This is a genomic window from Sphingobium sp. VMM (genome assembly GCF_056790315.1).
This window is the reverse complement of the sequence record NZ_JBXGSI010000001.1, coordinates 106,931-133,156: the sequence shown is the minus strand read 5'-3', so window position 1 is coordinate 133,156 and position 26,226 is coordinate 106,931. Positions and strand designations below refer to the sequence as shown.

Genomic DNA, 26,226 nt, shown 5'->3' with positions numbered 1-26,226 from the left:
CTGGTGCGTTTCTAGAGCGATCTTCGAGGCTTAGGGAATGGCGGGTGTTGGGATGGAACCCGCCAGTCCCGGCCAGGACGGCGTGATCTGCCCCCCGCTGAGTGGCCCAGATACTATCATAGTCTGGACCACGAAGGGACATTGAATGCCAAGCCAGAAGCACAAGTCGGAAGAGATTATCGGCAGGCTGCGAGAAGTTGAGATCGTGCTGGCGCAGGAGCCCTCGACGGCCGAGGCATGTCGACGGATCGCGGTCAGCGAGCAGACCTATTATCGCTGGCGGAAGGAATATGGCGGCCTAAAAACCGACCAGGCACGGCGGGTGAAGGATCTGGAGAAGGAGAACCAGCGGTTGCGCCGGGCGATCTCGGACCTGACGCTGGACAAGCTGATCCTGCAGGAGGCAGTCAAGGGAAACTTCTGAGCCCCGCGCGACGGCGACGCTGCATTGATCACGTGCGACGAGAGTTTCCGATATCCGAGCGACGGATATGCCGGGTTCTGGGCCAGCATCGATCGACGCAGCGCAAGGCGCCACGCGGGGGCGGATGACGAACAAGCGCTGACAGAGGATATCATCGCTTTGGCGAAGCAATATGGTCGTTATGGCTATCGCCGGGTGACGGCATTGCTGTGCCAGGCGGGATGGACGGTGAACCATCAACGGGTTGAGCGGATCTGGCGGCGTGAGGGGCTGAAGGTTCCGCTGCGCCAGCCAAAGCGGGGACGCCTGTGGCTCAATGACGGTTCATGCATCCGCTTGCGGCCTGAATATCCGGGGCATGTATGGGCCTACGATTTCGTCGAGGGGCGCACACATGATGGGCGCAAGTTCCGAATCCTGACCATCGCCGATGAGGCCAGCAGGGAGTGCCTGGCGCTCATCGTGGCGAGTCAGCTGAAACACGAGGATGTTCTGGCGGCTTGGCCGATCTGTTCATCTCGCGCGGTCCTCCGGCACATATACGGTCTGATAACGGAAGCGAATTTATCGCGACCGCCGTCCAGAAATGGCTGCGTCAGATCGGCGTGAAGACGCTCTACATCACCCCGGGATCACCATGGGAGAATGGATATAACGAAAGCTTCAACGGGGCGCTTTGCGACGAACTGCTCAATGGTGGATCTTCTACAGCCTCGCCGAAGCCAGCTTGCTGATCGAAGCCTGGCGGCGGCATTACAACACCGTCCGCCCTCATAGCAGCCTGGGATACCGACGACCGGCACCAGAAACGGCGACACCGCCATATCCGGCCTCCGGTTCCGCTTCGCTCCACCTCCGGCCGGATATGGCGGCGATCAGCTTAATGCACTAACAAACCTATCGGTCCACTCGGCGGGGGCAGATCAATTTTACGCGATGAGCATCAAACATCATCTATTTTGCTCACCAGCCGCAACCGTATCCTAAGTCGCAGGTTTGAAGTGGTCGGAGGCACGGCTTGTTTAATAGAGCGCGCGCCACCACCGTTTCACAAAAGGGAGCTTCTCATGGTCAAGAAACCAGCTGCACCTCGGAAAGGCGTTATTCCAGCCGACATCGCTCCCGGTGCACCGCTGTCAGGCGAATCTCCCCAGAAGGCCTCTCTCATTCCCGCTGACGCGACCGTTTCCGAAAGCTTTGCCGAGCCACAGAGTGATGGTGGCGAAACGCACCAGGCAGCGGAAGGCGACATTGCGGTACTCACCACGCAGCAGGGCGTCCCGGTCGCGGACGACCAGAACAGCCTCAAGCAAGGGGCACGCGGGCCAGTGCTGCTGGAGGATCCGCACTTCCGCGAGAAAATCTTCCACTTCGATCATGAGCGCATCCCTGAGCGCGTGGTCCATGCCCGCGGCTATGGCGCGCACGGCTTTTTCGAGCTCACCGACAGCCTAGCCGACGTCACCCGCGCAGACGTCTTCCAGCGTGTCGGTGAACGCACCCCCGCCTTCGTGCGCTTCTCGACGGTCGCCGGATCGAAGGGATCATTCGATCTCGCCCGTGATGTTCGAGGTTTCGCCGTCAAGCTATACACCAATGAGGGCAATTGGGATCTAGTTGGCAACAACATTCCCGTCTTCTTCATTCAGGACGCGATCAAATTCCCGGACCTCATTCACGCAGCCAAGCCCGAGCCCGATCGCGCCTTTCCGCAGGCGCAGACGGCGCATGACAATTTCTGGGACTTTATCACCCTGACCCCGGAAAGCATGCACATGGTCATGTGGATTATGTCGGACCGTACGATCCCCCGTTCCTTTCGCACGATGGAGGGGTTCGGCGTGCACACCTTCCGCCTCGTCGACGTCGAGGGCAACTCAACCTTCGTCAAGTTTCACTGGAAGCCCAAACAGGGACTGCAGTCGGTGCTCTGGAACGAGGCCGTCAAGATCAATGGGGCGGATCCGGACTTCCATCGTCGCGACCTCTGGGATGCCATCAACGGCGGCGATTTCCCTGAGTGGGAGCTTGGCGTACAATTGTTCGATCAGGCGTTCGCGGACAGCTTTCCGTTCGATGTTCTTGATGCGACGAAGATCATCCCAGAAGACATCCTGCCGGTGCGCGTGGTCGGCCGACTCGTTCTCGACCGCGTCGTCGATAATTTCTTCGCGGAGACCGAGCAGGTCGCCTTCTGCACCCAGAACGTCGTGCCCGGGATCGACTTCACAAACGACCCGCTGCTGCAGGGCCGCAACTTCTCGTATCTTGACACCCAGCTCAAGCGGCTAGGTGGACCTAATTTTACGCACATCCCGATCAACGCGCCTAAATGCCCGGTCGCCCACTTCCAGCAGGACGGGCACATGGCGATGACCAATCCACGTGGGCGGGTGAACTACGAGCCCAACAGCTGGGGTGCCACGATCGGTGGCCCACGCGAGGATCCGGTCCGCGGATTCACAAGCTTCGCGGCGACTGAGGATGGCGCCAAACTGCGGATCCGGCCGGAAAGCTTCGCTGACCATTACAGCCAGGCGCGCCTCTTCTATATCAGCCAGCTGCCGATCGAGCAGAAGCATATCGCCGATGCGCTCGTCTTCGAGCTGAGCAAGGTCGAACGACCCGACATCCGCGCCCGGATGGTCTCCCACCTGCTCAACATCGACGATGGCCTTGCCGCCACGGTGGCAGATGGCCTTGGCCTGTCGCAACTTCCTGTGCCGGCTCAGGCGGCCCGGCCAACCCTTACCGATCTGCCGCCCTCCGACGCCCTCTCCATCGTCAAGAACGGGCCGCCCAGTTTCAAAGGCCGTAAGCTGGGCATTCTGCTGAGCGACGGGGCCGATGCGGGCGTGTTCAACGGCCTGGTGAAAGCAATCGATAAGGTCGGCGCGATCTATGAAGTGATTGCTCCAAAGATCGGCGGGGTTACCCTTTCGGACGGCACGAAGGTGGCCGCCAAGCAGAAAATCGACGGCGGGCCCTCCACTCTGTTCGACGCGGTGGCGGTTGTCGTTTCGGGCGAAGGCGCTGCATTGCTCGCGACCGACGCTGCCACGCAGGACTTCGTGCGCGATGCCTTTGGTCACTGCAAATATATCGGCCTGACCAAAGAAGCCCAGCCGATCTTCGACAAGGGTGGCATCGCTGACGATCTTGACGAAGCCTGCCTCGCGCTTGCGACCGCCAAGGACGCGGCTGCCTTCGTGGAGGCGATCGCTGGTTTGCGCTACTGGCCGCGGGAGCTGAGGGTCGATCTCGATGCCAAGTGAGGCAATAGGCGGCCCAGCCAACGACGATCAGGCGCCTCCGTCACTGCCCTCGCCAGAGCGCATCCAGGAGTTGCTGTTCGATGCGGCGCGGCTAGGTCGCGACGACGTGATTGCTGCGCTACTTCAAGCAGGCGCAGACATCACGGCGCTGGACCCGAAGGGTTACACGCCCTTGATTCTGGCAAGCTATCACGGGCGTGAAGCCGCGACCGCGGCGCTTCTAGAGCGGCGCGCCGGTCGATCAACAGGATCGCGTTCGCGGTAACACGGCGCTCATGGGCGTTGCATTTAAGGGATATACGCAGATTGCCAAACTGCTGCTCGACGCCGGTGCCAACCCCCACGTCGCCAATTCGGCACGTCAGACGGCATTGATGATGGCGGCACTCTTCGGCCATAGCGCGATTGTCGACCTGTTAATCGATCGTGGCGGCGATCCTCATGTTCAGGATGCCGCAGGCAACAGCGCGATCTCGATGGCGGAGACACAAAGCAACGAATTGATGGTCGCGCGGCTTAAGGCCAGGCGCCCCGTACTCGCGTGAAGTGAGGCGACCACCAATGTGTAAGCAGCGCGTCACGCATAAGATGATCGACGTGGCGGTCCTCCGTCAGCGCAGTAAGAACCCGTCATGAAAGGCCACGGGTCCGGTGCCGCCAGCGCGGTACCGTTGCCCTGCAAGTCGAACCGAGAAAGGGCTTGCGGCCGATTGCGATGCTGAGCCTTGGCGATCAATCCGTTGATGTCAGAGCCGGTCATGATTTCCTCTGGCCGATAATCCGGCGTAGCAGCGGTCCCGACAGCGGAGGCATTGCCTTACGGCTGGCCCACTGCTGGGGCGGTTGCGCGTGCATCCGCCGGAGCTGCAAGCGATAGGGTGCCCCACTCGCCCTGGGCGTTGGAAGTGCGATCGGATCGCAGCAAGTGGCGCTCACTCCAACCGCGACGCTCTCGAAATGGTGCGCGTTACCAAGGTGCTGACGCCGTCCCAGCCGCTGCTCATTCCGTATCTTCCACGCGACCTCTCTGCATCGGGCACTCGCGACGCTCCACTCCATGCCCGGTCCGCGCCGACCCGCGCCAGCCGATGGTCGTGTCGAGGCCGCGCAGCGCATGCTGTTAACCTGTCGCCACCCCAACGTGCACAGGCATCACCCGCTTCACTCCTGGACAATGCTTACCGCCCGGTCTTGGGTCTAGCTTGGCATCGAACGGAATCTTGTCCAGCCTCGCCATAAGGTCGGCGAACATGTCGTTCCTCGCGATGGGAAAGTGGCGTCGAAACCAGTCCCCCAACTTTACCAAGTCCCGCTCAGTCAGGACCCTATCGGCACAATCCTTTCGGACATTTTGCGCTCTCCTCAATTCACCCAACAGCCGACATTGACGGACGTGCCCAGAATTTTCGTCTGCGATACTATCGGCACCGAGCTCCAGCACACCGATCCATTTTGATGCGCGCTCAGGCCCCCCCTCGCAGACGCCTGGACAAGCTTGATTCTGTTTGAGCTCAGCCAACGGCACCTGCGCTGGCGTCGGACGAGGCACCTGATGGGGACTCCCGGCCCGGCGGACGCGCGATGCGCAAGCTCAAGCCGCAGAGCACCGACGAGCACAGGGTCAGCGATTCCAAGCGTGGCCAACGCGTGTGCGGGAATGCCCCGCGAGACCGCGGCGTTACGTCGACGAAGACCCTGGAGGAAGGTCGACGTCTTCTCCCGCGCCGCCTTTCTTATTTTTAATGTCAGGCAGCGCCCTATGCCCTTTGCCGGCATCGAGTGGCGGACCGCCCCCCCCCTGCACTATCCGCGTCATAGTCTTCGGTGCCGATCGCAGTGCCGCCAGCACCCGCGCCGCTACCGGCAACAGCGCCGGATCCTTCCCGGGCTCTGCGCCCTCTGTCAGGTCCATCAACGTCAATAAGAGGAGTGATCTTCAACTGTTCCCCGGTCGTCTTCTCGTCCCCGTCATATCCCGGAGGCAAGAATGGCTTGCTGTCGTCCTTGGTCATGGCCATGAGTCCTTTGCAGGTCGAAAGGTCAATCTCGAGCCGTCGGACCATGGCGCTCAACTGGCATGCAGGGCGACGGATCGCTGATGGAAATTCCAGATCGCAGTGAGGCTGGAAGTCCCTGCCCGCTGCTTACGAGACTGGTGATCAGGATGCGACCGGGAACGCTCGCTCCCGGCCGCACAGTATCACAGAATGGCAGCCCGTGCCCGCGCAGCATTATGCCCGCCGTTGCGATAAAGAACGTCCCGGACGAGGTCCTGGTCAATCCCTGCATCGTTCACAGTGACCAATACTCTGCCATCCTTGAGGCCGCTGTTATAATAGGCTGCGTCTTCTTCCTCTATGCCATGCTTGGTCAGCACTTCGTTCAGGCTGCCCCCGACAGCTCCAAGAACAGCGCCGAGGCCGATCGCTTCGGGAACAGCCGAAGCGGCGATGGCGCCGGCGGCGGCCAGCGGACCCACACCAGGAATTGCGAGTGCCGCGACCCCCAGACCAGCTCCGAGTGCACCGCCTCCCAGGATGCCGCGAAGGATGTTTCGATGGTGCTCATCGGTGATCTCGCCATCCCCCGAGCGCGTCGTCGTGGTGCCACCATGGTGGGCAATGACCGATAGGTCGGTGTCGGTCACGCCTAGCGCGCGCAGGTCGGAAACCGCGCGTTCGGCTTCAGCATGGGTATCAAAAAGCGCTGATGCTTGAACCATTTCCTCGATCCTCTTCTAAAGTCTGGCCATCAGTGTGGCTGAGACCTAACGGAGCGGGCGCATGAGTGTTCCGCTGGGCACCATGGAGCGTGCAAATCTGCTGTCAAAGGGGAACGCGGCACTGTCAGACCATGCCCTTGAGTGGAAAGGCGAGGTGCGCAGCGCAGACTATGTGACTCTCCCTCCGATACACGCAATCAAACAGACGTTGAGATTGGCCGCATGCCAAATTCCCTACAGGCAGGCCAGTTGCCGACCGGAAGCTGCTGAACGCCCAATGTCGCTAGTCTTGGAAGGGCCGCCACGCCGCCGGGACGTCCCAAAGGGCCCGGGCGGAGGGACGTGGAGTTCCTTGCGACTATGTCTCGAGCGCAGGTCAGCCAGACGGATAGATGCCATGCAGAACGGTATCGAAATCAAATTCGATCGGGGTAGTGCATGCGCAGGCCGTCCGCCACAGCAAATCTTCATCCTTCACCGTGAAAACGCAGCGGGGCGTTGCGATCGTGCCTTCGTCACGAAGCTTCTTGACGACACGAGTTACAAAAGTACGCCCAATACCGAGCATTGGCCGGCTTGCCCTGAGCACGCGGATCCGGCGCGCAATATGTTCAGTCATTGTCCGATCATCCATAGACCCTCATGCGATCATCAGGGGTAGCATGGCTCGCTCAGGCAAGCTTTAATCCTTCCTGGTTCATTCGGCGGGTGCCGATGCTAAATTGTACGACGTGGAGGCGGTCGCTGCGCAGCCTGGGCCTGGACATACCCCAAGCCTTCGCCGAAACGACGCGCCCGCGGCGGATCACCGCGACTGACGCGCTTTCAACATGCTGTTCTTTCAGGATGGCAGTCATGTTCGGGAGAATGGGCCCCGCCTTTGCCGCCGCAGGCGATGCGCCTGCGAGGAAACCCACCATCGCAGTGCGTACATGTACTAGCCATGCCATCTGTGTTGGTTATGCAACACAGCTATCAAGCAAGAGGCGCCGTGGCAAGGTCTGCCATCCAGAACACGCTCGCCGAGCGTTTCAAAGGGTCAATCATTTCCTGATCAACGATGCTGCACTTGCTCTGGAATGCCGGCCGCTGTGCGAATGAGGCGATCGATATAAAGGCTATGGTGACGGTTCTTTGCTCCGCTAGGCGATGGAGCAGCGTCTTAGCGAATAATGTGATTCGGGAGGGCCATGCGGTAAAATCAGACGCTTGGTCGGCAGTCGACCCAAATTAGCCGTTCAAGGGACGATCTTTGGTCCCCAGAAGCAGACGGTCGGGTTTTCCGTTCCAATCGCGCGTCGAGCCAATCTCGAAATGCCAGCTTCCATTGGCAGTTGGTCCCAAGCTGCCCTCAAGCCTGACGATTAAAGCATCGGGAATATTCGATCTATTGTTGACGGTCCATATCGCATCGGATAATTACGATGCATGGACACCGATGACGCCCTTTCCATTCTCTCCGCTCTTGGCCATCCCACGCGGCTCGATGCGTTTCGGCTGCTGATCCGACATGAGCCGGATGGCTTGTCGACCGGCGAACTGGTCCAAGCGTCAGGACTGACCCAGAGCACATTTTCGACGCATCTGGCCGTGATGGTGAAGGCCGGCCTAGTGCTTTCCGAGAAGCGTGGTCGGCAACAAATCCAGCGCGCCGACCTCGACGCGCTGCGCGGACTGATGATCTATCTAGCCAAGGATTGCTGCCAGGGGCGCGCTGAACTGTGCGAGCCGCTGCTGGCCGAACTGACCTGCTGCTGAAGAGGCGATAATGACCGATATCGTGATCTACCATAACCCGCTTTGCGGGACCTCTCGCAATGCCCTGGCCATGATCCGCAATGCGGGCATCGAACCCCACATTGTCGAATATCTGAAGACGCCGCCAAGTCGTGCGCTGCTGGTTGAGCTCATCGAGCGGGTCGGCATTACTCCGCGCGCTCTGCTGCGCGAGAAGGGAACGCCTTATGCCGAACTGGGCCTCGGCGACAAGACCTTGACGGACGAGGCATTGGTCGACGCGATGATGGAGCATCCCATCCTCATCAACCGGCCGCTTGTGGTGTCGCCGCTGGGCGTGAAGCTCTGCCGTCCTTCCGAAGAAGTGTTGGATTTGCTGCCGACCGAGCAGCGCAGCACGTTCGTCAAGGAAGACGGCGAAGTCGTGGAAGCGCCCCGGCGATGACCCTTTCGGTTCGCAGCGCAACGATCGGCGATGCTAAGGCCATTGCCGCCATCTATGCGCATCATGTCCTAAATGGCACGGCGACATACGAGGTGGTGCCACCGACCGAGTCCGATACCTTAGATAAGATACAGATGGTGACCATGCGGGGCTGGCCGTTTCTTGTTGCCTGTGATGGATCTGCGGTGGTGGGCTACGCTTACGCCACGCAGTTCCGCGATCGACCAGCTTACGCCTATGCCTGCGAGAACAGCATCTACGTGGCGCACGACCGGCGCGGCGGCGGCATCGGCAAGCTGCTGCTCAAGGCTTTGCTGCAGGCAGCTGAAGCCTATGGCTTTCGGCAGATGGTCGCCGTTATCGGCGGCGGCGAACCTGGCTCGGTAGCGCTCCACGAATCCTGCGGTTTCGAGCATGTCGGCCGCCTGACCGGCATGGGCTGGAAGGCCGGGCGTTGGCTCGACACGGTTTACATGCAGGTCGCCTTGGGCGGCGGTACAGCGACCGCGCCTGTCGCTTCCGGGAAGGACTGACGGCCATGTCACTGTTCGAACGCTACCTCTCGCTGTGGGTGGCTCTGTGCATCGCAGTCGGGATCGGTCTCGGCCACTTGCTTCCGGGCGCCTTCGAGGCGATCGCAGCGCTGGAGATCGCCAACGTCAACCTCGTGGTGGCGGGCCTGAACGGGCTGATGATTATCCCAATGCTGCTGCGGGTCGATTTCGGCGCGCTCCAAAGCCTCTGGCAGCACTGGCGCGGCATCGGCGTCACCCTCGTAGTGAACTGGGCGATCAAGCCATTCTCCATGGCGCTGCTTGCCACGTTTTTCCTCAGCTATCTGTTCGCACCGATGCTGCCTGAAGGCGCATCGTCGTCCTACATCGCCGGGCTAATCCTGTTGGCTGCAGCGCCATGCACGGCGATGGTCTTCGTCTGGTCCAAACTCGTCGACGGCGAACCGAACTACACCTTGAGCCAGGTCGCGCTGAACGACCTGATCATGGTCTTTGCCTTCGCGCCGCTGGTGGCTCTGCTGCTGGGTGTGGCATCGATCACCGTGCCGTGGAACACGCTGGCGCTGTCGGTGGGGCTCTACATCGTCGCCCCGGTGGTCATCTCTCAACTGCTCCGCCGCGCGCTCCTTTGCGGCGGTGAGAAGCGGCTCCGGCGTTTCCTGTCCGCCATTGGCCCAATCAGCCTTGCGAGTCTGCTTCTGACGCTGGTGCTGCTGTTTGGCTTCCAGGGCGAACAGATCATCCGGCAACCGCTGGTGATCACGCTGATTGCCGTGCCGATCCTGTTTCAGGTCTATCTCAATGCTGGCATCGCCTATTGGCTCAGTCGCCGTTTCGGCGTGGCATGGTGCGTCGCCGGCCCTTCGGCGCTGATCGGTGCCTCCAACTTCTTCGAACTGGCTGTGGCCGCTGCCATCAGCCTCTTTGGCCTCAATTCCGGCGCCGCGCTGGCAACGGTCGTGGGCGTGCTGGTCGAAGTGCCGGTGATGCTGTCGATCGTCGCCTTGGTGAAGCGGACACGCCCCTGGTACGAGAAAGGTATTGCCGCATGAGACTGCGCGAACTCGCCGACCTCGATCATCTTCCTGCTTTGGACAAGACCTTCGCGCTTGCACGCCCCGCCAGCGGCCTTGGCCCGGATCAACCGGCTCCGCGCATCCTGCTGCTCTACGGCTCGCTGCGGGAACGCTCTTTCTCGCGCCTCGCCGTGGAAGAGGCCGCCCGCCTGCTGCAGTTCTTCGGCGCCGAGACACGAATCTTCGATCCCAGCGACCTGCCGCTGCCAGATCAGGTAGCCGGAGACGATCATCCTTCCGTTCATGAACTGCGCGAGCACGCGCTATGGTCGGAAGGGATGGTCTGGTGCAGCCCGGAGCGGCATGGCCAGATCAGCGGCATCATGAAGACGCAGATCGACCATCTGCCGCTCCAAATGCGCGGGATGCGGCCGACGCAGGGGCGAACGCTTGCGGTCATGCAAGTGTCCGGCGGCTCGCAATCTTTCAATGCCGTCAACTCGCTTCGCCTGCTGGGCCGCTGGATGCGGATGTTCACGATCCCCAATCAGTCCTCAGTCGCGATGGCCTACAAGGAGTTCGACGAGGACGGACGGATGCGAGCGTCCAGTTATTACGAGCGCATCGTCGACGTGATGGAGGAACTCGTGCGCTTCACGGGGCTGATGCGGCCGTATGCGGCCCAGCTCGTTGACCGATACTCTGAACGGAAGGAGGCCGGTGCGCCTATCGAAGCCAATGCGGACCTTTCTGCTATAGCGATAGCAGGCCAGTCCTGATTCCGCGGTCGACCCTTCTTTGCCGTTCCAAGGCGAGTTTTCGATCCCCAGGTCCGGAAGGGCAGGTATTTGATCTTCTCACCTCGAAGCTGGCGCTTGGCAGTCTCGCGGATCATCGGCTCATTTTTGATGACAGAGCCTCGGTCGGTTTCGATCGGATGACGGAGATGGCACTATTCGAAGGGCTTGTAGTCGTCCGGCCAGACTCGGTAGAAGCATCGTTAGGCTAAACAGGGGGGAATAGATGGCGCGTTGGGGGCTCGCCGCGACAGGCGGCATAATCGCGTTGATCGCCATATTCATCGGCGGTGAAAAGCCGCCGACCGGCACCAAGCCTGCGCCAGGGGCATCCTTCGTTGACGCAGCAGCTGCGCCCGGCCAGCATAGTGCGATGGAACAGCCCCAGATCAAGGGCGGCGAGACATATGCCGAATATGAAACTCGACGCGATTCGCTGGAAGGCTCGGCAGGTTCCTATGAAGGTTATGGCTGCACACAGGATTGCAGCGGCCATGACGCTGGATATCGGTGGGCTGAGGACAATGACCTGACCGACCCCGACGATTGCGGCGGTAAGTCCTGGTCCTTTGAAGAAGGTTGTCGCTCTTTCGCGGAAGAACGCCAGGAGGCAGAGGCTGAAGACGATTCGGAGCAATGAGGCCCTGGCATGTCGGCATGGTTGGGTTGCCCCAGTCCCAACGGCGCAGTGCTATGTTGCGTATTCCGTGATTGGCGAAATTGCCCGGCTATAGCGGATTTTTGCGGAGCTGAAGAAACCGCCGCATTCGTTCTTCGCCAAACAGCCTGTGCAGTCGGGCATGTATTCCTGTTTCCAGTCGCTGATTGAGCGACGAGCGAAGCGTCGGATCGACGGCGCAAGGACGCAGGTCTGGCTGTTGTAAATCGATGTCCTGAGCCCGGCCCGATCGAGGATTCCTACGGCTTCGGCCAGCTCTGCCTGGTAGTCGGCGGGATCAATCCAAATCTGCTCCAGGTTTGCGCGAGCAAAACCTGTCAATTCGAGGCCCATGAGCGCAACATGATCAATGAAAAGGAGGTTGCGTGCCAAGAACTGCGCCAGCGGAATTAGCCGCGCTATGGTCTGCTGTTGAAGCACGACGCGGACCTCTACGCGGACGCCATGCGCTTTCAGCGCTAGAATGCCGCGAATGGTTTCGTCAAATGCACCGTTTGCTTGCACCACATGATCATGGAGGTGAGCGAGATCGGCGTAAACCGGGATACCCATCATGAGGTCGTGATGCCGAACGGCGCCAAGGTCTCGCGCGAGTGTTCCTGCAGCAAATGTGCGACCGTTGGATAGGATGTGAAGGGCAGTAGCCGGAAGATGGGAGTTCGCGGCCCTTACAAGCTCGATAAATCGGTCCCCGAGCAATGTCGGCTCACCGCCGGTGAATCCGATTTCAGTGGCCTGTCGATCAATGAGCGGCAGCGCTTCGAGAATCTCGTCCACGATCCAGCCATCTTCTACCGCGCGGGGCGGCTGAGAGCACATCAGGCAATAGTTGTTGCACCGCTCCGTAAGCAGAAAGTGATTGTATGGCACTGCTTTGCGGAACAACGTGCGCAGGCCGCCTCGTGACGGCTCTAGCCGGACTACATCGCCATCGGCGAGGTGGTCGAATTCTGCAGGAAGCATCGCTGCGGGCACACCGACTGGCACGCGCGTCATCGCGTCAGGCGACCTTAGCAGATACCACCCGAAGCCATCGGGCATCTCACCGCCCTCGTAGACGAATGCCTCGAGCGCCCGCAAAGGCGTGGGTCGGGCGCGATTGGTCGTCAGGCGCAGCAGAGGTGATCCGCTTTCCATCGCGGCCTTATTGAATTCGACGGATCGTCCACGTAGCGTGATCATACGATATTCGCCCAGCGTTCGAATATGCGTCTGACCTCTGGGTCAGCCTCCATGCGGGAGATCAGACCCCTGAACACCGACATGTTGCGCGTACAGAAGGAGGAAAGTGGCTTCTTGCCAACGAAATCACCTTGGGTTGCATGATGGAATACCGGCTCTGCGCCACACCAAGGTTCGAAAGCGCACCAGGAACAACCTGGCACGCTGCCGGCGAAGGATTGTTCCAATGGATTGAGCAGCGCCTCACCGAGCATGATTTCGGCAAAGTTATTGTCATGCACGTTTCCGAGAGCGAAGGTCGTGTCGCCCATTTCAGCCAACATTCGGCTCTCGTCTGATGCATAGACAGTGCCATCGTAATTGTAGACTATCGCGCCGATTCCGATTCCCGCCGGGCTCATGAGGTCGACATAGCTGGTCTGTAATGGCGTCAACATCTTTTTGAGGACCATGGCTGCATAGTGCTCGATAAATTCGTGACCGGCCAAGTTAAGGTCGATGATGTAGTCCAGCCCCTCGAAATAAAAATTGAGCCACTTGCGCTGGTCATAGGCCGCATAGGTCTTCGTCTTGATAGCGAAGCCGTAAGGAGAAAGCGGACGGAGAAAGATGCCGCCGAAATCAAGGCGAATATATTCATCGATGATTTCCCGCGGCCGGGAGAGGCTCGCGGCCGTCGTTGTCATAAGAGCGCCAACATTATAGTGGCCTAGGGCGGTGCGCGCCCGCTTGATTCCGTCGATCGCCTTTTCATGCGAGTTTTTCCCGGGCCGTGGTCGGTTCCGGTTGTGGAGATCTGCCGGCCCATCAAGCGACGTCGACATCAAGATGCCGTGCTCGCGCGCGAAAGCCAATGTTTCCTCGTCGAGAACAGCCAGGTTCGTGGCGATAACGAAGGCCAGATTGCGCTGCGCTGTCGCGTTGCGGCGGAGCGCCTCTGCCACGATGAAACGGATCATCGGCATGTTCAAAAGGGATTCGCCACCTTGGAACTCGATCTTGATCGCGGGTGACGGGGATGCGAAGACAAGATCGAGCGCGCGCATCGCCGTCTCCTCGGTCATATCGAACTCGCGCTTATCATCGTTGGCGCGAGAGACCTGGCAGTAGGGACAGCTATGCTCGCACCGGAGCGTTGTCACGAAGATGTGCAGCCCGGTGAAGTTTGCCAAAGGGGCGAGTTTCGTCCTAACCTTGAGGGCAAGAAGGTCGACAGCAACATCAGTGTCAGCGTCGATCAGAAAGTGCCTCGACTTGAGATCAGTGTAAAGATCGTCATTAGCTGGCAGGCGACCAGATGCGAAGTCGAAGATTTCCTCGCGCGACATAGCCAGATATTCGCCGGCCATGTTGGTAGCAACATAGCGCTCGTCGTCGAGCGACGTGAAGCGCCATGGCAGCATGGTGTAGCCAGAGCTCGCTGAATCGTCGAACGCCGCTACATCGCGAAACTTAGCCATCTTGGAGACCGGTGCGGGAGAAGGCGAGACCGAGGATCGTATCGCGATAGGCCTCGGTCCGCTGCTCGATCGAGATTCGCAGGTCCTGGTCGACGACTTCACGTCGGAAATCGCGTTCTGCGGTGTCCATTGGCGATGCTTTATTGGCTGGCGACAATGTGCAGACGATATCATCGTCGGACACGGCGACCGACACATCATATTGCGCCATCAGGGAATAGGAGGCGCGCTTAACGGCCTCCATCGAAAAGGCGGCCCGCGACAGTAGCACTGTCCGGGCTCTACCGGTCACCGAGTCCATCAAGTAGTTCCGCGCCGAAGCGCGCCTCCTCAATATGCGCTGGAGGAATGCGAGCTGTGGCTCGAATGGGAACTGTGACTCGAATGAGAGCTATGGCTGCCGTGGCTGGCGAGCTGAACGGACGCGTCAGCCTTGGTGAGAACCAAATCCTGCGCGGCACCAGCCTGTTCGACAACCTTGGCGATGGAGGTGACGGTTTCAGGATGAACGACGGCCTGAGCCTGCGCGGTAGCCAACAGCGTGGCGACAGAGGCGGCGAAAGGCTTCAGAAATTTGCGGCGGTCCATTGTTTTCCCCCTGTAATGATGCGTCATACATGCCATCGACTTAATCGCGCAGTCAATGGGAATTTCTTATTAAAGCCCGGATTAACTTGCATTTGTTCCACGGTTAATTGGAAAATGACTTCCTATTCTGTGTGACCGTCGCTGAGAGAATTTCACATAGTGCAGTCCCGCGGCTGAGCCGCTCGAGAAAATGACCCGGCCGAGACGGCCGGGTCAGGTGAAGGAAACGGAGTCTCCTTCGGGTCGCAACATGGCTATGGCTAATGGAGCTCATCGCTCCTATCCGGGTTTTTCCCGGGGCCCAACACTAAAGTACGATCGCCTGAGGTTCCGTGGTTTCGGGCGCGGCAGGGGCATTGATCTTCACTGCAGACAGTAAGGCAGGCAGCTTCGTTGCGATGCCGCTCAACCCCTTCGCCTGCATCCCCACCAGTTCACCTGCCAGTTTGAGTTGACCGACGCGCTTGACCAACATGGGATTGCTGCCCACGCTTTTGACCGCTTCAGGGGCCTGCTTTGCCAGCACAAGGTTGCGCGCGACACCGATAGCGAGGTTTCCGACCGCCAGCGACAACATCTTCTTTTCCGCGGCAGAGCCCTTTTCGTAGCGTGCGCGCACATCGTCGGCCAGATGCTCATTATCGGCGATGGCGCTGAGGTTCGACGCGAATGTCGTCTTGGTCGCACCGATCTCCTTGATGTCCTGCATCCCGCTGATCGAAGCAATCTCTGCCTGGGCGCCTGCCTTGTCCTGCTTGAGCCCAAGCGCGTAGTTGAGCGCCACAGCCGAGATCATGACATTCTTGGTCGAACGGACGGCGTTGCCGAGGAAGGCTTCGGTATCAACGCTCTCGCCACTGCTCTCACTTCCGCCCAGGCCAAGGCCGCTCTTCAACTTGCCGATACCACCGAACTGCGCATGTACGGCCATAGGTACCGCGCACAGCAGCAGCGCACCTGCCCATTTGATGCTCATCTTGTTCAAGTCACTTCTCCTCATTCGTGGTAAATTGCGCTTCGACCGGAGGCTTGAGGGCCGCAGCGGCCTTGCTAGCCAGCGGCAGGGCCACAGTAGCGAAATCCTGTTCCAGTCGGGCGGCGCGCATCTCCGCCGCGCTGTCGGGTGTCATGGTTGTCGGGGTCATCTGCACCTGCATCGCACCGCCGCCGAGTTTTGTCGTGCCGTTGCGGAGCGTGTAGCCGATGACCAGCGGCCGCTGACCCTGCGCCGTTGCGCTCAGGGACAAGACCGGCGTGAAGCAATAATCGCTCCTGCGCGGCCGCGCGGCGGCCAGCTTTTCCCATCCCTTGAAGGAGGGTGCGAAGGGCGCCAGTTCCATGGGCAGGTCGGCGATGAAGGTCGGTCCAGCGAAGCTGCCGGTGAAGAGCGGTCCGGCGCCGATACGCCAGACCGCTGGCTGGGCGTCCCCACGCCAGTCCACGCTCGGCATCCCGCTCGCATCGCGGCATTGATCCACCGCCCGGCGCGTGCCGAGCGCCTGGCCCGCCGCATCGATTATGACCATGTCACCTGCCTTGAAGCGCAGTGGCTCCATGCCGATGTCGCTTGCCGCCAGTGTCTGCCCTGCCAGCGTCTGATCGACCCGGAGTTGGCCTACGGGCAGCCGTACATCCGCTACTGGGCCGACTTTGCCGATCCGGCGCAGCACGACAACCTGCTGCCCCAGGCTGAGCGCACCTCCCGGATCGGTGATGCTGAAGCCCTCACCATTGTGATTTACCGGCAACATGGCGGGAGACGAGCGCCATGCGGACACGGCATGCGCCGCCTTGGTAAGCGCATTGCGCACCACGGTGTCGCGCCGCTGATCGGCAGAAAAGCGGATACCGCGCGCGATCTGATCGACAATCTGATCGGCTGCATGAAAACTGGCGAGAACCCGGCCGGACGGATCGACAAGCTCGACAAAAACATGCGCCTCATGCTGCTCGATCATGACGCCGGGAACATTGCTAGGCATGGCGGAAGGCGCGAGCGCGTCAATGCTGATCCGCGCCACATAGTCCGGCAAACTGCGGCTTTCGTCTGACGTGGCGCCAGCATCGCCCATCGCGCGGGTGCGAAGGTCCATCATCGACGGATTGACCGGAACGGGAGCAAAATGTCCCGCCTTTCCCAAAGCGTCTTCGAAAATCTGGGTGAGATAGATGCGCGGATAGCCCGGCGGAATTGTCGCAACCACCGACAGCAGGCTCGGCCGCGCCAGCATGTCGACCGGCTGGGTCGCGGTGCGCGCTAGTTGCTGGCCTGTCCGGTAGGATCCAAGGACAGGCTTTACCACGGCATAGTCCGATCCGGCATGCAGGACTTCACCATCCTCACCGATGATGTCGCCGACGCGCAGGCCGGCGGAGCGGCCCTTGTCGATGATCCAGCGACCATCGTCCTCGGCCAGCACGGTCGCGCTTATCGGGTAGGGCTTCCACGCCGCTGCGGCCTGATCGACCAGTCTGACCAGTACGGCATCAATGTGGCCGGGTAGGTTTGCGGCTGCCTGTGCATCGACTTCACCCTCGGCATAGGTCGCGGCCGCGTCGTCAGATATGCTCTGCGTCGCCAGCACTTCGCCTGTCGCTATATTGCTGATGTCGAGCGTCAGGGTGACCGGCATATGGGTTTCGACCGACCCACCCTTGTGCACGCGCCAGATCGTCGCACGGCTGAGCCGCAGCGACGCCACCGCACTCCCGGCAAGCCGCGCCCGTGCCGTGGCGTCCGACGGCAGATGCGCGCCGAAGCGATCCTCGGCTCCGGGCATCCTTAGGGCGACAAGTTGGGTAAAACGCGCGGCAATCGCAGGCTGTAGTCGCTTGACCGCGTCGCACAGGGAAGGCGCGATCATCGCCGTATCGTCATCCGCCGTCCGGTCCGCTACCCGACCGCATGCAGACCCCTCCAGCCCGTAAAGCGCCGGCGAGGCCCAGATATGGAGAGCAGGCGACTGCGCGGCGGCGGGCGCCAGTCCCACCGCTGCCGGAACCAGAAGCAGTCCAGAATAGCAGATCCGGTTGCGGCTCACTGACCGCATCCCGCCAGGCACAGCAGCACGGAACGCCCGTTGACCGTCGATTGCATGCCGGCAAAGGCAGGGTTAGCGCGCAGCTTCTGGTAGAGCGCCAGCTGGAGCGGCGTAGACCCAGCATAGCGCACGGTGAAGCGCATCTCATTGCCCTGCTGCGACACGAAATTCTGCGCTTCAACGCCATTGGTCGCCTGCAGCGCGTCGAGAATGTCGGCCTGCATCGCCATATCGAGCCGGTTCGCACGCAGCACCAGCGCATAGTCCGCGCTCTGCCGACTATCGACCCCAGCGGCGGCGGCCGCCTGCGCGATTGTGCGCCAGCGCTTCTGCACCTGTGGGCCAACTGTATCCGCGACGGTCGTGACCAGCGTTTTCGTCAGCTTCGCCTCGCAATCGTCAAACCCGTCTCCGATCGCCGTGCCATTGGCGCTGCCGGAGCCGATTTCCTCGCTGTCAGCGGTGGCATAGGCGCTGGCTTCCAGCACGCCGCTGCATCGCACCCCTCCGCTGGGCGCGGCGCCCAGCTGGTTGACCGTGATGGTGCCTCCCATGAAGAAAGGCGCCTTGTCCCGGCTCAGCGATTGGAGGAATTGCTCATAATCCGGCCGCTGGCGCAGCGATTCAAATGACGGGATCGCTCCTCCGTAGAAGCGGGTAAGCGCGATGTCGGCGGTCGCGACTGCCACGCCATAATTGCGCAGCTGGCTGGTGAAGCCACTCAGCGCCGCGCGTGAGCCGCTGGTCTGGGCCGGGCGCTGATAGACGACATGCGAGCGGAATCGCTCATTGTCATGCACCTCCGCCTGGACATTCGACTTATCGATGAACGCGGCCGAATGGCTGCTCGCCGATGCGCTGCTGTTCGAATAGCCGCCCGCTACATTGCTGCGTGCGCGCCCGGCAGCAGAGCCATAGCCGTTGCTGACGCCGATCGCACTGGCAGCCGAGCCGCGATAGGCTCCGGCGCTGCGGTCGCTCGATGCCGAACGATCCTTTTCCGACGCGGCGACAACGGACTTGTCGCTGAAGGAGCCGCCAGTCTGGCGGTCATATTCGACCGTCACTTCGGCGGGCTTGCTGAAGTCGCGGCCCGGTCCCGTCTTCGGATCGATCATCACCATGATCCGCTGTTGGTCGCCGGAGGCACGTTGCGAATTGCTCTGGATGCCCTGATCGTCCAGCCGCTGGGCAAACCAGCCGCCGTCAATGTCGGCGGTCAGCTTCATGAAGAAGATATTGCCCTCGCGGCGCGGTTCTCGCGTCACGATCATCTCGGCGCCAATCTGGCCGGCGATGGAATCGATCTGCTGCTGGCCGACCTCGCCCATGCGCTGCTGACCGATCGTTCGCAGCAACATCTGCGTCACAATGGCGCGACGCGCCTCGCTTTCCGCAATGGTGCGCACGGATTCGATATCCTTACCGATTGGCGCGCGGCCTTCGCCGCTGGAGATCTCCGCAAGCGCGGCAGGCATGGAGAGAGCCAGCCCGGCACACGCGCCGAGCAGGAGACGCGACATATCGCGCATGGAAAATCCTTTCGAAGAATGATTATGATGTAAGGAGAGAGGCGGGAACGGTCAGAGATCGCCCTTGATGACCACATCCCCTGCGCGGATATAATCGTCGCTCACTTCGACCTCCGGCTGCTCATGCTTCTTCAAAGCTGGTGAAGCGACCGGACGAGCCCCGCTGGCATGCGCGGCAGGATTGGCGCGCTCTTCGATCGCGACGAAACGATCGCTATCACGGATAGCGCCGAAGGCGGGATCAGCAAGTGCCCGATCGGTATCTGCCAGCCCTGCGCGCACCGCACGGTCGAGCGCATCGAGCGCCGCGCCCTCATTGTCGGACAGCGCCTCGGCTCGCGCCAGCAGCAGCCAACTTTCGGCGTCCTCGGGCGAACTTTCCGTCAACTCTTTGGCCCGGCGAGCGGCCTCGCCAAAGTTTCTGGCGATGATGGCGGAGCGGATTGCAGCTTTCGAATCACCGGCTGGAGCCGATTGAACGGCTGGCTCCCCACCATCGCTGGTCTTTTCGCCACAGCCGCTCAGCATAGTCACCGTGCCGAGGCACAGCGCCATCATCGTCTTCAACCGCATTATGATCACCCCCTTACGGTCAGCGCCCCCTGCCGACCGTTCGCACCACATGCCCGGAACTGCTCCGGAGCACCATCCGGATTATTCCCGGATAACAGCCGCATATGTTGCCGCCCAGAGTAAAAGTTCCGTTACCGAAACTAAACATTCGAATGGGGCGACTCAGCCGCCCAGCGCGATTAACTGCGCCAACCCGTTCACGCCGGTTTTGGCCATGACCGAAGCACGATGATCCTCGACCGTCTTAGGGCTGAGGCCCAGCATGCCGGCAATCACCTTGTTGCTATGCCCCTGGATTAATAGTTCGAACACCTGCCGTTCGCGCGGCGAGAGTGCTGCGGTCCTGCTCATCTGTCGCCGGCGTTGGCGCGACCAGTCGACACCCTCGGCGACAGCGGCCAGCAGGCGCTCTTCGTCCAGTGGCTTTTCCAGATAATCGAGCCCGCCATAGCGTCGGACCGAATCCACTGCATTGGCCGTGGTCGGCCAGGCCGTCATGAAAATGATCGCGGTAGTAGGGTCGAGCGATCTTATCCGGTCGGCGAAGGCAAAACCGTCGAGATCCCCCATCTCGATCGGAACGCCGCCGATCGTTTCAAAAGCCTGCATATGACAGCGCAACAGAGTTTGGAGATCCTGATGCATGACATAGCGCGCGAACAAGAAGCGCGAATGCCCCAGCACCAGGCTGAACAGCCAGACGATCCGGCTGATGCCGGGTTCATCGGCAAAATCGACAACGAACCGGGCGAAGTCGACCTGCGCCTGTATACCAGGCGGCGTCTCGAACCGAACCTCGAAGGGCTTGGGGCCATTTTCTGGTCGGATCGCTGCTAGGAACCGCTTCACAGCGGTATAGGCACCCATATAGCCCAGCTCACGGATTTCACGCGTCAGGCGCGCTGCCGTCAGATCAGGAAAGGCCGTCACCCGCTCGCGTAGAAGTTCCAAATAGGGCGCCAGCTTGTTCGGCCGCCCCAATGCGCGTGGGCCATACACCGGACCTTCGACGCCCCGTTTGATATATTTGCGGATGGTCTTGGGATCGCGACCAGTGCGTCGGGCGATGGCGGATATCGATACGCCCTGCCGATGTAGCTCGAGGATCATCATCAATTCTCTAAGTCGGATCATCGGCCCCGTCTCCGCGTCTGCAAAGGAGATGAGGACGATGTCGGCTCATCTCATTCTGCCAGGGCTAGCCCCGGCAGAATGAGATGAAGGGGCCACCAACTAAGGAATTTTCAAAGCCCACTTTTGCGGAGAATTGCAGGACCGATGACACCAGCGTCTCCGACTGAACGACAGACCATCGGGGCTGACCGAACCTGAATGTGGCCAGTCGCAATGCGTCCTTTCGGTCCTCCGAACAGATTGACCAATGCGTCACGGGCTTGCTCCGCTGACGCTTGAGGACAAGGCTGATTAGGGCGGCATGTGCCATCGGCCTCTCGCGCAGCGATGCCGCTGATCCGAACTTTTGGACCCTCGGCACACCATACCGGTCCATCTCCGTCATATACGTGAGTGGGACGACACTGGAAAATCTTGCCAGAAGGCACAATCATCGCAGCGGCGGCAATCAATGATATCATAAAAAGGGGTTGTCCTCATCCGCATAGCGCTGCCCGATAAACTGGGTGTTTTGAGTGAAGGCATCTATGTCATGCTGAGCGAGATTGCGCAGGATTTCGTCGATCCGGCTCTGCATCTTGTCGAGGCTCTCATTCAGGATGAAGCTGGCTGATTTGCCGGTCTTGCGAAAGATCTCTGACCGGTGCAACGCCGGGATGTCGATGTAGCTTTTGACAAGCTTGGGCAGATGATGACTGCGCATTTGCTCGACATCGACGCGGGAGAAGCCGGGAATGGTTTCACGTTCCATCGCTGCCTCGACCTGTTGCAGACAAGCATGGATGCGGCGTATCCGGTCTTTGGCTGGGCCGGGTACGCGTTCATCTTCATAGTCGATGATCGCCGGCGGTAGCGGAGTGGCGGCGGCAGAAATGGCATTGGTCGGCTTCGTGGATGGGGAACTCTGGGCACCGAACAGGGCGCGGTTGAGCTTGTCAAAAATGCTCAATTCAGCCTCCAGCTCGCGTCTTGTTTCTCGCCATGACCTTCGTCCATCTTTCTTCAACCGCGCGTCATACGCCACCCATACTGCCCTACCAGCACGCTTATTGCGATACTGGTAGAGCAGCAACTGCAGGACGTACCATGCAGCAATCAGTCCAAAAAGGATTGCAAGGGCAGCGATCATGCGATGCTGAGAAGCGGATCCGTCCCGAGAGCGCGCTGCGATGCGCCTTCCGAGCGGGCGATATAGCCCTTGGCCTTTTCGGTTTCGGCCGAGAGGACATCGACCGTCTGCTTCATGTTCGACAGCGCCTTGATCTTGAATTCATCGACGGCGTCCATCGTCGCGTAGATGTTGGCAAAGGCCCTCTGAAGCGTTTCGACCTGAATGGTCGAGGAGGCCGCCTGCTCATGGATGCGTGCCGTGTTGGTCTTGAGCAGTTCGCTGGTGCTCTCGATCATGTTCGAGGTGGTCGTGTTGAGGGCCGTGATCTGATCCAGCACGAGCTTCTGGCTGGCGAGCGCGTGCGCTACCGTCACGGCGGTGCGCAGGGCTGCAATGGTCGTCGTTGACGCACGATCGACGCCCTTGATCAGCTCGATGTTGTTCTTCTTGATCAGGTCCATGGCGAGGTAACCCTGGACCGTGACGGCCATCTGGGTGAGGAGATCGGTGGTGCGCTGGCGAACGTAGAACAACGCCTGCTCGCGGATGGCCTTGGCTTTCGCTGGATCAACCGCGTCCAGTTCTGCCGCCTTGTCCTCGAGGCGGGTGTCGAGGGTCTTGGAGATATGGATCATCTGCTCCAGTTTCCCCATCATTTCCCACATTTTGCGACGCTCAGCTTCGATGGCGATGTTGTCCTGAAGCAAGCCATCCTTGCCTCGGGTCAAAGCCGTGAGAATGCCGTTGATGTGGCTTTGAGCAGACGCATATTTGTCGAAATAGGCCTTCAGCTTGCTGCCAAAGGGGATAATGCCGAACAGCTTGCGTGGCTGGAGCAGGCCGCCATCGCGCGACGGATCGAGCCCTTCGATGACATTGCGCAATTCGATCAGGGAGCTGCCGACGTCACCCTCACCGTCCATCGCCTTGGTTGGGCGATCGAGAAAGCGGTTGCTCTGGCTCGTGAGGGCAACGATCTCCTTCTGGCCGATGTTGGCCAGCTGGTTGACCTTGTTGCCGAAGTCCGGGCTGTTGGCGTCGAGCGATACCAGTTCGCCTACATATTGGTCCACCTTGACGTCGAGCTTGCTCTTAACGTCGGAATCAATCGGCACAAGGCCAGCAGCCTTTTCCGATGGGATAGCGGCTACGGGTTCCGGCGCTTTAAGGACAAGATCGTTCATGGTTACCCCCAAAATTCGTTCTGCATTCAGTAACTAGGCGATTTCTTGCGCGTGCTCCAGCCTATGCGACTCTGCTTTGCGCCTCTGTGACCGGTGTCGCGGTGCCATAGATTTGTGCCCGCTGAATGATCGTGCCGGCCCATCGTGAGTGCGTGGCAGGCTCGCACATGCTGCCATGGGCGCCGAAAACCGCCGGGGCGTCCTTTTCGAGGATCGCCCGAGCTTCGGCCATTTCTGCGCCGCTTGGACGGTACAGGCTCTGGATGGTTTCCATCTGCAAAGGATGAACCGCTGTCTTGGTCAGCAAGCCATGTTCGATGTCCTGTTCAACCTCAGCGCGGAGCAAATCGGTTGAGGAGAAATGCTCGAAAACGGGCGCTGCGACGCTGAAGCCGTAGGGCAGGAAGGTTCCAGCAATGTCGCGGATGACCGGCCCAAGCGGACCATCATAGGCGGTCCTCGTATTGGAGCGACGAACGCCTAGGATGTTGAGGATATCATTGCCGCCAATGCGAATAGCGGTGACACGGTCGGCATAGGGCAGCAGCTGGTCCCGCAGACGGCTGAGCGCCGTCCGGTCAAAGGCTTCCTCGCCCTCGATCGTAGGCATGAAGGCATGTTTTCCGTGGACGAGCACGGAAAGCCATTGGGGCAGGTTCTGAGTCGTGATCTTCGGGAGGACAAATCCCTGGATTGCTTCAATGCCCGGAAGGCGCAGCAAGCGGACCAGCATCTCGATATTGCGCGGACGCGCGAACACCAGAACAGGCGTTTCGCGCGCAGCAAATTGGGTCAGCGCTTCGGCAAAGCGCGCTTCAGCTTGCTCAACCTGATCCTCGCGAATGGCGTCCTCAAGGCAGATGACAATGGAACGAACCGAAGGGTTGGCTCCGTAGGCAGTGTCGAGGAGATTGTCCTTGATCGCGGGGACGTACAGGGTTGCCCCCAACTCAATTGCTTTCATTCCTGTTCCCCCTGCAGGCGCTTGATGATCGTCACGGCGCGGTAGTTTTTCAGGTCCATTTCTTCGACCACCAGGCCGACAGCTTCTGCCAAATGCCTGATATGCTGGACTTCAGGGTCATTGAGATCGCGGACGCAGACCCGATCAGGAACTCGGCGCAGGATCGCCCGGGTTGCTTCGGCGATGCCCGGCTTGATCCGGTTTACGTCGCTGATCTCACCTTCCACGGTGAACTTGCGGAGCAGGGCTTCGCGTCCGTCGCGTGCTGCTTTCGCTTCATTCAGCGACCATGGATTCCAAATTGCCTTCGGCATGGGCGCATTTTCGATGGCAGTGATGAAATCACGGCTGCTGTCGAATGGCGCGTGCTCTTCCTGGAAAAGGCAGGCGTGGAAATCGTCTGGACCCACGAAGTCATCGGTCAGGACAGAACGGCTGATGAGACCCGAGACGATGCCGTTCAGCAGGCCGCTCGGAATGACATAATCCTCGGTCGTGGCAGCCAGATCCGCGCAGCCGGCGGGATCGGCGATGACTGCAAGATAGGGCGAGAAGCCGAGCGATTCCTCAGCGAGCGAGCGCTCGAGCTCACCCTTGATCGCGCCCTTGCCGGTCCATCCGTCGAGGAAGATCGAGGTTTCCGTACCGTGACGAGCCTTGATGTAGCGAAGGGCATTGAGGTCGATGCCGCGACCGCGAATGATGCTGATCGAATAATGATGGGCATCAATGCCGATACGGACCAGAGCGCGCTTCAAAAGGACGCCGATGGGCGTCCCTGCCCGCGCCAGAGAAATGACGACACATTCCTTGGCGGTTTCCGGGCGCGCCGCGATCTTGCGCGCGAGGAACTCGATATGTGCCCGCAGCGACCCGCCATTACGGCGAAGCGCGTCGGCATAGAGCGTCATATAGCGCTCGTCCGGCACCTTTTCGGGTGACAGCATTTCAGAATAGTGGCGCGTGCCCGACTGGATCAGGCGCTCCTTCTCCTCGACATCGACATGCTGGATTGCGGCCGGCTTAAGCAGGATCTGGACGTCAGACGGATCGTAAGAGCCGGAGAACAGGGCGGGTTTTTCAGCGAGGATCGTGCTCATTAGCGGGTCCAATCATTGCCGCTGCGCACAGCGTTCCAGAACTGAGAATTGGTGGGGGCCATGGCAAAGTCACACAGGTCCATGAAGCCGACGTCCGAGGTGCTGTCGCCGACGCCGATGATCGGGGCGTCGGGCGCGATGGAGCGGACTTTCTCGATGAGGTAGGTGACCGCGTGCCGCTTGTTCAGCCACGAGGGCATGTAGGCGAGATTGTTGCCGTTCTTGTGGCGACGCCAGCCGAGCGGCGTAATCTCGGCATGAACCTCAGTCAGCTCATCCAGGACTTCGCCATCATCGATGTTGCTCTTGATGACGATGTAGAGTGGCAGGCCGTGCTCGGAGACGACCCAGTGACGGAACTGCTCTGCTTCAAGCGGTCGGGTCATCTCCCCGTATATCTCATGGATGCTGGGCTCTTTGGCGGCCGAGGCGATGAGGTGGCTGTGCCACTCTTCGTCGACCGACCCCCCTTCAAGGGTGATGCAGCCACCGTTGGAGCAGATCGCTGGCGCCTGCTCAATATCGACCCGGGCCATCACTTCGGTGCTGCGGGCGGTCACGGGGATGACCTTGCCGGCGCGAAACCAGCCGAGCAGGTTTTCCTGGCGCTTAGTGGCATAGCCCGACGGCGAACCATCGACGAGCGTGCTCATCAGGCGGAGGCCATCCGCCTTCTTGTCAGGGCACTTCCGGGCAGTTTGGAACAGGGTGTCATCCAGATCGGTGAACACAACAGGCGCGGTCATT

At 60.4% G+C, this 26,226-nt stretch carries 24 protein-coding genes and 3 pseudogenes; 10 read left to right on the top strand and 17 right to left on the bottom strand.

Annotated elements, in window-relative coordinates:
- The first annotated feature begins 145 nt into the window (after nt 1-145).
- From ACUCV3_RS00655 to ACUCV3_RS00640, 4 genes and pseudogenes are all read left to right on the top strand, one after another.
- Nucleotides 146-1,316, top strand: a pseudogene (locus ACUCV3_RS00655) (IS3 family transposase).
- A gap of 175 nt (nt 1,317-1,491) precedes the next feature.
- Nucleotides 1,492-3,699 carry a catalase gene (locus ACUCV3_RS00650; protein ID WP_026109702.1) on the top strand — a complete coding sequence of 736 codons (2,208 nt, stop codon included), beginning with the start codon at nt 1,492-1,494 and terminating at the stop codon, nt 3,697-3,699.
- Nucleotides 3,689-3,964, top strand: a complete 276-nt coding sequence (locus ACUCV3_RS00645) for an ankyrin repeat domain-containing protein (RefSeq protein WP_313326164.1) — start codon at nt 3,689-3,691, stop codon at nt 3,962-3,964. The genes ACUCV3_RS00650 and ACUCV3_RS00645 overlap by 11 nt, the downstream gene beginning before the upstream one ends.
- Before the next feature lie 10 nt (nt 3,965-3,974).
- Nucleotides 3,975-4,244 carry an ankyrin repeat domain-containing protein gene (locus ACUCV3_RS00640; protein WP_017503561.1) on the top strand — a complete coding sequence of 90 codons (270 nt, stop codon included), beginning with the start codon at nt 3,975-3,977 and terminating at the stop codon, nt 4,242-4,244.
- A 1,655-nt stretch (nt 4,245-5,899) separates the two neighbouring features.
- Here the strand turns inward: ACUCV3_RS00640 and ACUCV3_RS00635 are convergent.
- Both ACUCV3_RS00635 and ACUCV3_RS00630 read right to left on the bottom strand, forming a co-directional pair.
- On the bottom strand, nt 5,900-6,421 hold the full coding sequence (locus tag ACUCV3_RS00635) for a hypothetical protein (RefSeq protein ID WP_157228602.1): 522 nt from the start codon (nt 6,419-6,421) through the stop codon (nt 5,900-5,902).
- Between the two features lie 376 nt (nt 6,422-6,797).
- Nucleotides 6,798-7,040, bottom strand: coding sequence for a hypothetical protein (locus ACUCV3_RS00630; protein ID WP_293919436.1), 243 nt, complete (start codon nt 7,038-7,040; stop codon nt 6,798-6,800).
- Nucleotides 7,041-7,849: 809 nt separating this feature from the next.
- On the opposite strand from ACUCV3_RS00630, the gene ACUCV3_RS00625 reads away from it, so the two are divergent.
- The 6 genes from ACUCV3_RS00625 (at nt 7,850) to ACUCV3_RS00600 (ending at nt 11,571) form a co-directional block, all read left to right on the top strand.
- Nucleotides 7,850-8,179 carry an ArsR/SmtB family transcription factor gene (locus ACUCV3_RS00625; protein ID WP_017500791.1) on the top strand — a complete coding sequence of 110 codons (330 nt, stop codon included), beginning with the start codon at nt 7,850-7,852 and terminating at the stop codon, nt 8,177-8,179.
- A gap of 10 nt (nt 8,180-8,189) precedes the next feature.
- On the top strand, nt 8,190-8,603 hold the full coding sequence (arsC, locus tag ACUCV3_RS00620) for an arsenate reductase (glutaredoxin) (RefSeq protein ID WP_482240284.1): 414 nt from the start codon (nt 8,190-8,192) through the stop codon (nt 8,601-8,603).
- Nucleotides 8,600-9,136, top strand: coding sequence for a GNAT family N-acetyltransferase (locus ACUCV3_RS00615; RefSeq protein ID WP_010339349.1), 537 nt, complete (start codon nt 8,600-8,602; stop codon nt 9,134-9,136). Before arsC ends, ACUCV3_RS00615 begins: the two co-directional genes overlap by 4 nt.
- 5 nt (nt 9,137-9,141) lie before the next feature.
- On the top strand, nt 9,142-10,170 hold the full coding sequence (gene arsB / locus ACUCV3_RS00610; protein ID WP_482240283.1) for an ACR3 family arsenite efflux transporter: 1,029 nt from the start codon (nt 9,142-9,144) through the stop codon (nt 10,168-10,170).
- Nucleotides 10,167-10,913, top strand: a complete 747-nt coding sequence (gene arsH / locus ACUCV3_RS00605; RefSeq protein ID WP_017500788.1) for an arsenical resistance protein ArsH — start codon at nt 10,167-10,169, stop codon at nt 10,911-10,913. The genes arsB and arsH overlap by 4 nt, the downstream gene beginning before the upstream one ends.
- A 244-nt stretch (nt 10,914-11,157) precedes the next feature.
- Nucleotides 11,158-11,571, top strand: coding sequence for a hypothetical protein (locus tag ACUCV3_RS00600; RefSeq protein ID WP_017500787.1), 414 nt, complete (start codon nt 11,158-11,160; stop codon nt 11,569-11,571).
- A 51-nt stretch (nt 11,572-11,622) separates the two neighbouring features.
- Here ACUCV3_RS00600 and hxsC read toward each other — a convergent pair whose 3' ends face one another.
- The 15 genes and pseudogenes from hxsC to ACUCV3_RS00525 form a co-directional block, all read right to left on the bottom strand.
- Entirely contained in the window at nt 11,623-12,792 is a 1,170-nt protein-coding gene (gene hxsC, locus ACUCV3_RS00595; protein WP_293919434.1) for a His-Xaa-Ser system radical SAM maturase HxsC, read from the bottom strand.
- On the bottom strand, nt 12,789-14,252 hold the full coding sequence (gene hxsB / locus ACUCV3_RS00590; RefSeq protein WP_017500785.1) for a His-Xaa-Ser system radical SAM maturase HxsB: 1,464 nt from the start codon (nt 14,250-14,252) through the stop codon (nt 12,789-12,791). The genes hxsC and hxsB overlap by 4 nt, the downstream gene beginning before the upstream one ends.
- The gene (locus ACUCV3_RS00585; protein WP_157228484.1) at nt 14,245-14,544 is read right to left on the bottom strand and encodes a hypothetical protein; all 300 of its coding nucleotides are present in this window, start codon (nt 14,542-14,544) and stop codon (nt 14,245-14,247) included. Before ACUCV3_RS00585 ends, hxsB begins: the two co-directional genes overlap by 8 nt.
- A gap of 38 nt (nt 14,545-14,582) precedes the next feature.
- The gene (locus ACUCV3_RS00580) at nt 14,583-14,840 is read right to left on the bottom strand and encodes a hypothetical protein (protein ID WP_048937974.1); all 258 of its coding nucleotides are present in this window, start codon (nt 14,838-14,840) and stop codon (nt 14,583-14,585) included.
- Nucleotides 14,841-15,147: 307 nt separating this feature from the next.
- Nucleotides 15,148-15,816 carry a hypothetical protein gene (locus ACUCV3_RS00575; protein WP_017500782.1) on the bottom strand — a complete coding sequence of 223 codons (669 nt, stop codon included), beginning with the start codon at nt 15,814-15,816 and terminating at the stop codon, nt 15,148-15,150.
- A gap of 10 nt (nt 15,817-15,826) precedes the next feature.
- Nucleotides 15,827-17,881, bottom strand: a complete 2,055-nt coding sequence (locus ACUCV3_RS00570; protein ID WP_234415582.1) for a hypothetical protein — start codon at nt 17,879-17,881, stop codon at nt 15,827-15,829.
- Entirely contained in the window at nt 17,878-19,413 is a 1,536-nt protein-coding gene (locus ACUCV3_RS00565; RefSeq protein WP_017500780.1) for a hypothetical protein, read from the bottom strand. Before ACUCV3_RS00565 ends, ACUCV3_RS00570 begins: the two co-directional genes overlap by 4 nt.
- 51 nt (nt 19,414-19,464) lie before the next feature.
- On the bottom strand, nt 19,465-19,986 hold the full coding sequence (locus ACUCV3_RS00560; RefSeq protein ID WP_017500779.1) for a tetratricopeptide repeat protein: 522 nt from the start codon (nt 19,984-19,986) through the stop codon (nt 19,465-19,467).
- A gap of 162 nt (nt 19,987-20,148) precedes the next feature.
- Nucleotides 20,149-20,562: pseudogene (locus ACUCV3_RS00555) on the bottom strand (response regulator transcription factor); the annotation flags it as partial.
- Nucleotides 20,563-21,120: pseudogene (locus tag ACUCV3_RS00550) on the bottom strand (helix-turn-helix domain-containing protein); the annotation flags it as partial.
- Between the two features lie 457 nt (nt 21,121-21,577).
- Complete coding sequence (locus ACUCV3_RS00545; RefSeq protein ID WP_199909665.1) at nt 21,578-22,249, bottom strand: hypothetical protein; 672 nt, start codon at nt 22,247-22,249, stop codon at nt 21,578-21,580.
- Nucleotides 22,246-23,415, bottom strand: a complete 1,170-nt coding sequence (locus ACUCV3_RS00540) for a toxic anion resistance protein (protein WP_017500775.1) — start codon at nt 23,413-23,415, stop codon at nt 22,246-22,248. The genes ACUCV3_RS00545 and ACUCV3_RS00540 overlap by 4 nt, the downstream gene beginning before the upstream one ends.
- 61 nt (nt 23,416-23,476) lie before the next feature.
- Complete coding sequence (locus ACUCV3_RS00535; protein WP_017500774.1) at nt 23,477-24,379, bottom strand: HpcH/HpaI aldolase/citrate lyase family protein; 903 nt, start codon at nt 24,377-24,379, stop codon at nt 23,477-23,479.
- Nucleotides 24,376-25,479 (bottom strand): cysteine protease StiP family protein, encoded by a 1,104-nt coding sequence (locus ACUCV3_RS00530; protein ID WP_017500773.1) that lies wholly within the window; start codon nt 25,477-25,479, stop codon nt 24,376-24,378. Before ACUCV3_RS00530 ends, ACUCV3_RS00535 begins: the two co-directional genes overlap by 4 nt.
- On the bottom strand, nt 25,479-26,225 hold the full coding sequence (locus ACUCV3_RS00525) for an HAD family hydrolase (RefSeq protein ID WP_017500772.1): 747 nt from the start codon (nt 26,223-26,225) through the stop codon (nt 25,479-25,481). The genes ACUCV3_RS00530 and ACUCV3_RS00525 overlap by 1 nt, the downstream gene beginning before the upstream one ends.
- Between the last annotated feature and the right edge of the window lies 1 nt (nt 26,226).